This window comes from Limnovirga soli, from assembly GCF_013106755.1.
In the GTDB taxonomy this organism is placed as follows: Bacteria; Bacteroidota; Bacteroidia; order Chitinophagales; family Chitinophagaceae; genus Limnovirga; species Limnovirga soli.
In genome coordinates this window covers 1-12,147 of sequence record NZ_WHPF01000013.1, presented here as the reverse complement: position 1 = coordinate 12,147, position 12,147 = coordinate 1, and the positions used below count along the sequence as shown (strand labels likewise).

Annotated in this window: 6 protein-coding genes; 1 reads left to right on the top strand and 5 read right to left on the bottom strand. The window is 40.9% G+C overall.

The window, feature by feature from the left end; all coding sequences use genetic code 11:
- Positions 1-317: 317 nt before the first annotated feature.
- Positions 318-1,250 (top strand): C1 family peptidase, encoded by a 933-nt coding sequence (locus GD597_RS16845; protein WP_171609072.1) that lies wholly within the window; start codon positions 318-320, stop codon positions 1,248-1,250.
- Between the two features lie 52 nt (positions 1,251-1,302).
- On the opposite strand, the gene GD597_RS16840 is transcribed toward GD597_RS16845, so the two are convergent.
- The 5 genes from GD597_RS16840 to GD597_RS16820 form a co-directional block, all read right to left on the bottom strand.
- Positions 1,303-2,496 (bottom strand): Gfo/Idh/MocA family protein, encoded by a 1,194-nt coding sequence (locus tag GD597_RS16840; RefSeq protein ID WP_171609071.1) that lies wholly within the window; start codon positions 2,494-2,496, stop codon positions 1,303-1,305.
- A gap of 113 nt (positions 2,497-2,609) precedes the next feature.
- On the bottom strand, positions 2,610-3,863 hold the full coding sequence (locus GD597_RS16835) for an MFS transporter (RefSeq protein ID WP_171609070.1): 1,254 nt from the start codon (positions 3,861-3,863) through the stop codon (positions 2,610-2,612).
- Positions 3,864-4,292: 429 nt separating this feature from the next.
- Complete coding sequence (locus GD597_RS16830) at positions 4,293-6,440, bottom strand: tail fiber domain-containing protein (protein ID WP_171609069.1); 2,148 nt, start codon at positions 6,438-6,440, stop codon at positions 4,293-4,295.
- Between the two features lie 452 nt (positions 6,441-6,892).
- On the bottom strand, positions 6,893-9,400 hold the full coding sequence (locus tag GD597_RS16825) for a tail fiber domain-containing protein (RefSeq protein ID WP_171609068.1): 2,508 nt from the start codon (positions 9,398-9,400) through the stop codon (positions 6,893-6,895).
- A 479-nt stretch (positions 9,401-9,879) separates the two neighbouring features.
- Positions 9,880-12,147, bottom strand: a 2,268-nt coding sequence (locus GD597_RS16820; protein WP_171609067.1) for a M4 family metallopeptidase, incomplete at its 5' end; no start/stop codon positions are given.

The window sequence follows — 12,147 nt, the reverse complement described above, 5'->3', positions numbered from 1 at the left end:
AAGTTACAAATTAGATGACAGGTAAAGTATGGCCAGAAAAGTCTTTGCATTTTTGGAACCGGGCTTTAGCTCCATTGGGCGGCTTTACTTGCGTCGCACACTTCAACAACCGGTATTTTACCCGGCAAAACAGCCATAATAATTTTTTGCCCAGGCCAAATTGTTGATATAATTTTAAGAACATTTGCAGTATTGAATTTTCCCCTGCCATCATCCACCATCCTTTCAAATACCAATTAGCTTTTCTCTGCCTTTTTTATTCAAGTAATCATAATATGCTACATCATATATTTTGTTAACCAATTAAAACATAGCCCATGAGCATTGCAAAACACAAGGGAAAAGGATGGAGGAAAGATTATCCTGATTTCCGCGACAATTCAGATGACACAAAAACACTTTCCAAACGCCAAAAACAAAGAGGCGTAAAAGAATCTGTTAGCGAAATACTAGCCCGGCTTAATCCACCGCCTTCAAAAAGATCGGCAGCAGCCAAAAAAGCTGAAAAGGCAACTAAAGTAGACCTTAGCCAATGGTGTTCACCGGTTGAAGACCAGGGTGAACTGGGCGCCTGCACTGCCCATGCAGGTGTTGGACTGTACGAATATTTTGAAAGAAGGGCCTTTGGCAAACATACCGATGCCTCCCGTTTATTTTTATATAAAACCACCCGTAATTTGCTAAAATGGACTGCAGACGATGGTGCCTATTTGCGCACTACCATGGCAGCCATGGCATTATTTGGTCTTTGCCCCGAAAAATACTGGCCCTATGTAGAAGATCAGTTTAATACAGAGCCTACGGCCTTTATGTATTCGTACGCACAAAACTTTCAGGCACTATTGTATTACCGTTTAGATACCAAAGGCATAAAAGAACAAATATTGCTGGATAAAATTAAAGACCATTTACGCAATGGCCTGCCCATGATGTTTGGGTTTACCTGTTTTACCTCATTAGACCAGGCCGATGATGGTAAAATACCTTTTCCTGATCGTAACGAAGAAGTAGAAGGTGGGCACGCAGTAATGGCAGTAGGTTTTGATGATACTATGAAAATTGTAAACCCCAGTAATAAAGAAATTGTAAGCATCGGTGCCATAAAAATTAAAAACTCCTGGGGCGTAGAATGGGGCGACAAGGGCTATGGATGGCTGCCTTATGAGTATATTTTACAAGGTATTGCAGATGACTGGTGGACCATGACCAAAGCCGAATGGATTGACACCAAGCAATTCGGACTTAGCTGACGATAACTAAAAAAATAACCGGCCTTTAGAGCCGGTTATTTTTATTGATTTTTTATTCCAGAATTTTTTCCTCGATAACGCCGGTAGCCTTATTTTTCAAAATCACTTTTTTGGCGCCATAATGTGTTACCTCTTCTTTAACCAAATAATAGTTATCATCATAATTTATTAAGTGGCTCTCTTTACTCAAGCCTGTTTGTCCACGCCATATATCAAGAATCACCGGCTCCCATTGTTTGGTTTTGGCCGATTTATAGGCTGCATCCAAAACAGCATTTACAATATAGCCATCATAAAAGGTTTCACGGGGTTCAACACCTTTTTCCATGCTGTTAAACATATCGGTAAACATATGGTTATATCCAAGATCGTTAATTTCATCTCCAACGGGGAATAACCAGCCGCTATTGCTCTCTGCTTTTTCCGCTACATAATCGGCACCTTTACCGGTAGTAAACATTTCTAATCCGGTACGTAGAAAATTATTAATCCAGATGGTGCCTTCGGTACCCATTACTTCATCACGAAGGTCAAGCCCGCCGCGGAATGTCCAGCTAACTTCAAATTGTGCAATGGCACCGTTTTCGTATTTAATAAGCCCAATAGAATGGTCTTCTGCATCAATGGGTTTTACCTGTGTATCGGCCCAGCACATCACTTCTACCGGTTTAATATCTTTCCCAATAAAGCTGCGGGTAATTTCTACACAATGGCAACCCAGATCTAGTATACAACCACCGCCTGCTTTTTCTATATCCCAAAACCAATCGCTGTGTGGGCCAGGGTGTGTTTCTCTCGACTTTGCCCAAAGTATACGGCCTAAGGCCCCGTTTTTTACACTTTCGTAGGCTTTTATAAACTTGGGAGTATATACCAGGTCTTCCAGATAACCATTAAAAATACCCGCTGCTTCTACAGCTTCCAGCATACGTTTAGCTTCGGCGGCATTGCGGCCTAAGGGCTTGGTGGTTATTACTGCTTTTTTATGTTTGCAGCAAAGCATTACAGCAGGTTCGTGCAGATTATTGGGTAAGGAAATACACACCACATCCACATCGGGGTGGGCAATGGCGGCTTCCATATCGGTAGTAATATGTTCGCATTGGTAATCTTTGGCAAATTGCTGGGCCGCTTCTTCGCGGCGGGAATAGATCATTACAATTTTGTCTTTACTGCGCTGACCCTGTAATGAGTCGGCATAAAACCTTCCGATAAAACCGGAACCAAGCATGGCAATTCGTTTCATAGTTGTTGTGTATTATATATTGTTTGTATTTCTTGATGCTATATTGATGGCGTACAAGTGTGCGACGCAAGTAAAGCCCCGCAAAGCTTGTAAGCCGGGTTAATAATTTGTATTTATACTGTTGCGGTTTTGGTTCGCGTATTATCTTTAAAAAACAATACAAATAATACCAGCACTACAGCGGCAATACCCGCAGGTACCAGCCAAACATTGGTCCAGTTAGTTACTGTGGTTGCACCATTGGTGGTGGTGTACATTTTTTGTACATAGCCCGATATTATAGAGCCAATACCCATACCCAACCCATAGGTAGCGAGTGAAATTAAACCCTGCGCCTGCGATTTTATTTTATCGCCGGCTTTTAAATCGGTATAAATCATACCACTTACAAAAAAGAAATCGTAACAAATGCCATGTAGTAATATACCTGCAAACAGCATCCACTCACCGGCATTGGCGTTGCCATATCCAAAGCAAAGGAAACGTGTAATCCATGCCAGCAAACCCAGTATCAGCATCCATTTTATACCAAAGCGTTTATAGGCAAAGGGCAGCATAAGCATAAAAAATACTTCGGAAGCCTGGCCCAGCGACATTTTGTTTTCTACAAAAAATGTATTGGGTAATGCCTGGCCGGGATGCGCTGCAACAAATGCATCTTTATACGCATCAGTTAATGCGGGGTTGGCCATGGCATAGTAAAAAGATAGAGGTATACAAATAAGTACCGATGACAAAAAGAAAATGGCAAAAGACCTGTCTTTAAACAACACGAAGGCATCTTTACCCAAAACTTGTCCAAAACTTACGGGGCCTTTTACCGTAGGCGGTGTATCGGGTAAGGTAAATGAATACAGGCCAATAACAGCGGCAGTAACCATGGATACATAGAAGATGGTGCTTTTATCGCCCCAACCCATATAACCAACCAGGTTGGTTACAGCAATCCATGCCACGGTACCCAAAACACGAATGGGCGGAAACTCCTTCTCCGGGTTTACCATCTGGCGCATAGAAATAGAACTGGTAAGCGCAATGGTAGGGGCAAAAGTTAAGCAGTACAAGAGCATTACCCAATAAAAAGTATTATAATCAGTTATGCGGGTAAGTAAAAACAATAAGCCGGCGCCGGCAATATTTAATACCCCCAACACTTTTTGTGCAGCAAAAAACCGATCGGCAATCATACCGGCAATAAAGGGCGAAAAAATCATGGCAATAGAAAAAGTGGCATAAATATTTCCTACCTGGCCGCCGTCGAACCCAATGGCAAAAAGATATTTAGACAATTGCCCATACCATGCGCCCCAAACTACAAACTGAAGAAACATCATTACCGATAACTGTACACGTGTTGTTGATTTCATGCTGTTGATTATATTTTTTTTATAAGCCCGGCTTTTGATACTGATTCTGGCTTTACTTGCGTCGCACACTTGTACGGCAACAAGTGCAGCAGCTGTAAACAGCCAGCATTTGCCGCAGGGGAAATTACGAACAAATTTGGTGTAAGCATCAAAGCAGTTAATGCTAAAATATCCAATAGCAGTAAAATTTTATTAGGGCTATACCGCTATTAGAACAGGGCATTATAGGTTTAATAGGCTTTTATTGGCCGACCATAGTTACCAGTGTACAAGTGTGTCCCGGATTTGGTCCGGGGTAAAATGTGCATGCAAAACCTCTTGACTGCCTGCTTGCCCGGCCCAAAAAACATATTTTAAACCCCTTGGAATATCCCCAAACAAAAAACCCCTTTCGGGGCCTTTGTTTTAAGGAAAAAATAGGGTTGCTGATTACCTGGTAAGTATCATTGTTTTGGTGTTTAACACTTTGCCATCAACGACCAAAGCATATTTGTAAGTACCCGCAGCTAAACTACCTGCTGATACATTAAGCGCATTTGAACCATTTATATTGGCTTGTTTAATGGTATGGCCATTCATATCTGTGATAATAATTTGCGCATTGGTATAATGCTTAGGCAATGAAAATTTAATTACCGTTGATGTACTGAATGGGTTGGGTGCATTTTGTTCCAAATTGGCCAAATCTGAAAGTACCACGGCATTGCTGCTTGCTGATGCTGTTGGTTGAGTAGTATTTAATTTTTCCAGTATAGCATTAATCTGTTCCTGCTGTTTGGCAACAATGTCTTTCAGGTCTTCATTTTGCTTGGAAAGTTCTTGTACAGCTTTAACCAATGGCACCACAAAATCGCTATAACGTAACCCATACAACCCATCCTTTGATTTTGGTTTGTCTACCCCGCTAAAATCGTAATTCAGTTTTTTGGCAGCAGCTTCTACTTCCTGGGCTATAAAACCATTATAGACAATTTTTGAGGCTTCATCTTCAACAGGCTTCATTTCATTTTTCATCTTATCATAAGCGCTGTCATGCTTCCTGTTTTTATTAAAGTAGGTGTCCAGTCCGTTTATATCTACCGTATAGGTAATGGGTTTAAGGCTGTTGATAAACGCAAGTCCTTTTACATCTTCCTTTATATTTTTCTTATACCTGCCATCGCTAAAAGTAGTCCAGCCTACCTGCCCGCCAATACTGGTAATAATTGAATTACCAATACGCACTTTGCTGGATGCATCTACTGTTGCATTGTAGCCGATAGCAATGGCGTTGGTTAGTGAAGGGCTTGCAACATTACTGTAGTCGCCAATGGCGGTGTTGTAATATCCGGTGGTGTTGGAATTAAGTGCCAGATATCCAATTGCGGTATTGTAATTACCCGTGGTGTTGGAATAAAGAGCCTCAGATCCGATGGCGGTGTTATAATTGCCCGTGGTATTGGAATTAAGAGTAAAAACCCCATTAGCAGTGTTGCGATACCCCGTAGTATTGTTATAAAGTGCCCAATACCCATTGGCGGTATTTGAAAAGCCGGTGGTATTGGAATAAAGAACATTAGACCCAATGGCAGTATTTGTATATCCTGTGGTGTTAGAAGCAAGCGCAAGATTGCCAACAACTGTATTAATATCAATGTTCCCTTTACCCCTGCCAATAGTAATACCATTTATTAAAACATCACCGTTAACATCTAATTTGGCAGCAGGCGTAGCCGTTCCAATCCCTACATTGCCGCCTGCCGGGTTAATTGCTAAATTAGTCCATGCGCTAAGGTCTCCATTATGCCCGCCAATAGTAGCAACACTGTCCAGCTCACCCATAATAACACTTGCCTGATTATATCCAAAAGCAGCACCACCTTTCCAGTATCCCTGATTATTACTGTACCCTCTTAACAAAAGGGTTTGTAGGTCTGTATTACCACTTCCAATAGTTACAATACCAGCACTTTCTACACGCATTATTGGAGTTCCGGGCATATTACCACTTCCTACGGAAAGATCTAAAAGTCTTGCATTGGCAGAGGCCACTTTTACTGCCAATCCATTCGCAGAGGTTGATGTATTTGTATTTGCAATACCTGCCGAATAACCAATTACATTGGTTGCCCAGGTAAAAGAAGAAGGGTTCATGCCAACACCTTCAGTTCCAATAATATTTGAACTGGTGTTAGCTAATAATGTAAGGGGCGCTGTAGTACCAATACCTAAAAAATTATTAGATGCTCCGGCCCCGAGATTGAGTACTGATACACCAGCAGTATTTCTAAATTCGTACCGAAGGTTGGTAGCATTAAAAAACAAACCGGCCAGTGGCTGAGAGGCTGATTGAAATGCAAACTTATTATTACCTACCTGATACAAAGCATTGCCCACAAAGCTAAGATTACCGGTAGCGCTATCAATATTGGTATAGTTGGTAAGCGTACCAATACGGGCACCACCTTTTACCTGCAAGGAAGCAGCAGGCGCAGTTGTGAAAATACCAGCCCTGCCCGTGGCAGGAAATGTGTTTTGTGCATAAAGATTGCAGATACTTACAAAGCCAGCCAGCATAAGAAAGAATATTCTTTTCATTTTATTGAGGTTTGTCTAATTATTTGGATTCACTATCCTAATAGCACCAAATATAGTTCGTTCACTTATCAGCATTTGTGCTAAAATTAGGAGTCGGAAGTACTAAAATTAGGAGTTGGATCAGCGGCTTAATCAGCTTTTTATGTTAGTCTTTATTATCTGGATACATTGCGCAGATTGATTAAAAATTGCAGCAGCATCTTTTTTTTAAATGCAGGAATATCTTTATAAATCATCTTTTTAGCCAGCTTTTGCTTTCATGGCATCGTCTGTTGTGTCACTCACTTTATCTGCAGAAGCTATATTGAGCCAAAAGAAAATAAAGCGAAGGCAGACTTGTTCATTTAATTTGTTATTAAAGAATCAAATACTATAAAAACAACAAGAGCCCAACCTAAACAGCGAGCTCTTGTTTACTTACAACTAATTACTTACAACATATTACTTATCAATTACCTGGTAAGTACCATTGTTTTGGTGCCCATTATTTTTCCATCTACAACCAATGAATATTTATAAGAACCTGAAGCAAGGCTACCTGCCGCTACAGTAAGTGAATTTGAACCCGATACATTGGCTTGTTTAATGGTTTTGCCAGTCATGTCGGTAATAAGGATTTGCGCATTTGTATATTGCTTAGGCAATGAAAAACTAATAAAAGTAGATCTACTGAAAGGGTTGGGTGCATTTTGCTTTAAAGACGCTGCATTGCTTTCTGCAGCAGTCTGGTTGTTTGAAACTTCAGACTGGCTGGCAGCATTTCCTTTAGTAATCATTGCTTTTAAATCATCAATCTGTTTTTGTAAATCTGCATTTACTTTTTGCTGTCCTTCGTTTTCAGTTTTTAATTTTTCATTTTGACTTGATAACTCTTGCACGGCTTTTACCAATGGCACCACAAAATCGCTGTAACGCAACCCATACAATCCATCTTTTGATTTTGGTTTATCCACTCCACTAAAATCATAATTTAGTTTTTTAGCAGCTGCTTCCACTTCCTGGGCTATAAAACCATTGTACACAATTTTTGAGGCTTCATCTACTCCTGGTTTAATGTCCTTTTTAATTTGCTCATAAGCGCTATCATGTTTCCTGTTGTTATCAAAATAAGCATCCAATCCTTTTAAATCTACTGTATAGGTAATGGGTTTAAGGCTGTTGATAAAAGCAAGCCCTTTTACATCTTCTTTTATATTTTTCTTATACCTGCCATCGCTAAAAGTAGTCCAGCTTACCTGCCCACCTATACTGGTAACATTAGGGCTTCCAATACGCACCTTGTTACTGGCATCTACAGTTGCATTGGCTCCGATAGCTGTTGCGTTGGTTAGTGCACCGCTTGCAACATCACTGAAAAGGCCAATTGAGGTGTTGTAAGTTCCTATGGTATTGTTATAAAGAGCCTGAAATCCATTAGCGGTATTATAATACCCACTACTGTTGTTAACTAGAGCCTGGGCCCCATTGGCAGTGTTGTAATACCCGCTACCGTTGTAGGCAAGAGCTGCAAACCCTATCGCTGTGTTATAATAATTCCCAGTGTTGTTATAAGCAAGATTTGCATAACCTATCGCTGTGTTTGTGAGACTGTTACTCAATCCCCTGCCAACAGTAATACCATTAATTAAAGCATCCCCGTTCACATCTAATTTGGCGGCAGGCGTAGCCGTTCCAATACCTATATTACCGGTATTGCTGTTATAAATATCATTACCTGAAATAATGAATGGTGAAGCTGATGGTGCCGCAGTCCAGCTCGCCAAACCATTGGCATCAGATGTTAATAGTTTGCCGGCACCTTCTGTACCATCTGTAATTTTTATATTACCGGCTATATCCAGCTTGGCTGCAGGTGCACTGGTCCCTATGCCTACTAAACCAGTACCTTTTATGCGCATTAATTCATTGGATGTTGTGGGTGATGTACCTGCAAAAAATACATGATCTGATACTACTGCATCTACCTGGTATCTTATCTGGTTAGCGTTTATGCCAAAGCCATAAAACTCATTATCATTGTCCACATCCTGATACATCACAATTCTTTTATTTCCACTGGTGGCTGCATTGGCAATTTGTAAAGGCGCTGTTGGTATACCTGGTCCAATACCAACATTACCACCGGAACCTGCCAATAAAAGGTTGAGTGCAGTATTTGTACTATAGTCATAACCAAAAATAGATGCAATATTGTTTTCTGTAGTTAATCTCAAACCTGCGCCTGCAGAAGGGGCAAGCAAACCACCCGGATTATTTCTAAACCAACCACTTTCTTTCACATCTAAAGTAGTAACTGGTGCAGAAGTTCCTATTCCCACATTGCCATTCCCGTTAACCACCATTACAGAAGTTCCTGCACCATTTTGAGTAGCACCAACTGACAAATCTAATAACCTGCCGGAGTTACCTGCTATTTTTACAGCCAGCCCATTGCCTTTTACTCCTGCATTGGCATTATAAGTAGCAACGGTAAATCCATCTGCATTGGTTGCCCAGGCTATTGAATTAGGGCTTACTCCATTAAAATCGCTACCAATAATATTTGAACTGGTGTTTGCTAATTGGGTAATAGGGGTTGTATTGCCAATACCTAAAAAATTATTAGATGCCCCGGCCCCCAGATTAAGCACTGATACACCAGCCGTGTTTCTAAATTCGTACCGAAGATTGGTAGCGTTAAAAAATAAACCTGCTGATGGCTGAGAGGCAGATTGAAACGCAAACTTATTATTACCAACCTGATACAAAGCGTTACCCCCAAAGCTAAGATTGCCGGTAGTACTATCAATATTTGTATAATTGGTAAGCGTGCCAATTCGGGCACCGCCTTTTACCTGCAAAGAGGCAGCAGGTGTAGTGGTATAAATACCAGTTCTTCCTGTAGCAGGAAATGTGTTTTGCGCTTTAGCACCGATATAGCCGGCTGTTAAAAATAGAAGTGGCAATGCAATTCTTTTCATAATGATGGTTCTTTTATTGTTGAAATATTTTGGTTACCTAAATATAATAATAAGAACCACCTGTTTTGCTCCTAAATTTAGGAGTTGATTTTGCTGATAATTGCAAGTATATTGTAGTTTTTTGCTTTTACACTGCAGGCTGCCAATCGCAAAAAATAGGATATTATGGGCCAGGCAATTACATCTTTATCTGGCATCCGTTGCGTCGCACTCTTGTACGCCATAGCCTTGAGCGGCATTGTACTTCCGTTGTTGCAGGTGTATTTATAAGCACACCTGTATATTCCATCAATGGTCAAAGGCCCAAAACTGATTATGATGGAAGAAAATATTTTCCATGCTTGTAATGTTCCCCAAAGAAAAGAACGCTGAAGTGAGTGACACAACAGGCGATGCACAGCGATATGAAGCCGGTAAAAAAAGCTGCCTCCTTTCGGAAGCAGCTTTTGCTATTAACTACATTGCCTTAAGAAAGCAATTTATTTTTTCATCAACTTAAGCACTTTTGTATGCTCGTTGTCTTTCACATTTATAAAATACATTCCGGCCGGTAGTTGCCCTAAAGCAATTGATATACTGTTGCTGTTAACCCGGTCGTTTCGCCATAAATCTACCCCCTGCAAATTGGTTAAAACAACAGACACATTGCCCTTTACACCTTTTAACTGCAGGGTTGCATTGGTGCTTGCCGGGTTGGGGTAAACCGTTGCTGAAAACCCTTCACCGGCAGGTTTTTGTATAGTAGTACCGGCCATAGCTGCTGATGTATTTGCTGTATACAAAGGCCTTGGACCAGTAAGTGACAGATTGATAGTACAAGGTGTAACAAATGCAAGGAAATTACAACCGGAAAGGGCAGAAAAACCCGGTTGAAGGATTATTTCATTGCCCGTAAAACTGGTGAATGCTGGCCCAACAACCTTCGTTGTGCCGTCAAAACAACCTGCAGGCGGACTAACAACTTTTCCAGGCACTGCATAGTTTACGGTGCTACCAACAGGCCAGGCACCACATACGCCACCATCGCCTACTGGTGCTGGCTGTGTGCCTACACCCACTGCATACCATGCATTGGCAACCTGGTATGCTTCATTGGAACAATTGCCATAAAGATCTTTGGCTGCATTAACGGTAGCCGTGCGTGCATCGGTATATACAGCACTTGAAGTAAGATATACGGTAAGTGCCCGGTAAATAATATCGGCGGTAACTTTAGAATCAAGTCCATTTACAGAAAAACTTGCACCGTTATCGTTGGTTCCTGAACCGCCCTGGGTTACCAGATAGTACCAGTAATTCATTACACCGCTGTTGATATGTACGCCTCCTGCATCATCTAAACCTGTATACCAGAAAGTACCATTATAGGTATCCGGCTGATTGTGTGCGTTAGGGTTTGACAAAGACCTAATTGCGCCGGCAGTTCTGTCTTCACCTATCTCGAAATCCAGTGTACCATAGCCTGTAGTGCCGTAACCTTGTATAAGGCTTCCGAAAATATCACTGAAGGCTTCATTTATTGCACCGGATTCATTTGCATAAGTTAATGCGGCTGAAGCACCAGTTACTGCATGTGTATATTCGTGCCCAATAATATCAGCAGTTCCCCAACTGTTTAATATCGGGTTTGTAGAACCACCGGAACCAATTTTCATAATTCCCCCGGTTTGACTCATTGAGGCATTGTTTGTTGAATAGAAACATAAACCACCGGAACAACCTGCAAAAAATACCGCATTGATATATGCATTAACATCTCCATTGGCATTGTCGTAGCTATTGCGGTTATGAATTTGTTTAAAATAGTCAAAACTATTTCTAATGGCCCACTGAGAAGAAGTACCAAGACGTTCCTGGTTGGTTTCAAGCCAGCCATTGTCAACATTATTCAACTCGTATGCATCGCTGGGAATAAAGCCTGAATCTCTGGTACTGTTCCAGTCCCACATTTTTATTTCTGCTGCCTGGCAAGTATCCCATAAATAATAACCACCACCCTTGTAATTTATGTTGATTGTTTTGGGGCCATTCCATATGGTACTGATTATTGTGGGCAAACAGCCTGATGCTTCCAGTGAAATATCGTTGATGATTTCGCCAGTGTTTGCGTCGATTTCAATTCGTTTTGAGATCATGGGCGATGCAGCATATACATCAAACTGGTAAGCCAGCCTGAAGTTGGAAGCTTTCCATACATTGTTGTTGCTGATTTTTTGCGTCCATACCAATTCTCCTTTTGGATAATAAGATGTATCAGTATTCTTTGTTCTTTTCTTCAATTCATCTTCCCAGTATTTCTCTTCAGAAAGAAGTTTGTCAACCCTTGCATACAATAAAACCTTCTTTAGGGCAGAAGTTTCTGTAAGTGCTGTGGACACCCGTTTATCCATATTGGCTACATATTGCCCATTGGCTGCATAAGCCTGGCCATGGATATCAGCATGCACAAAATATTCTGCACGTGCAATTCTTATGCGTTTGTAATACTGGTTAAACCTATAATGTATAAAACCTAATTCGTCTTTCTCTGTTTTATACAAACGCATATCATCATCATTACCTAACCTCAGTGCTTTGCCATATTCTTTAAAAAACTTTAGTGCATTAATATTAGCATCCGTTCTTAAATTCATCCAGTTTTGGTTGCTGGATGGCAATGCAATTCTTCTCAATGTATCGTTCCAGAAATCTTGATTGCTTACATCTGTTTGTGCTCTTGCCGTTTGCAAAATAAATAAGACCAAAAA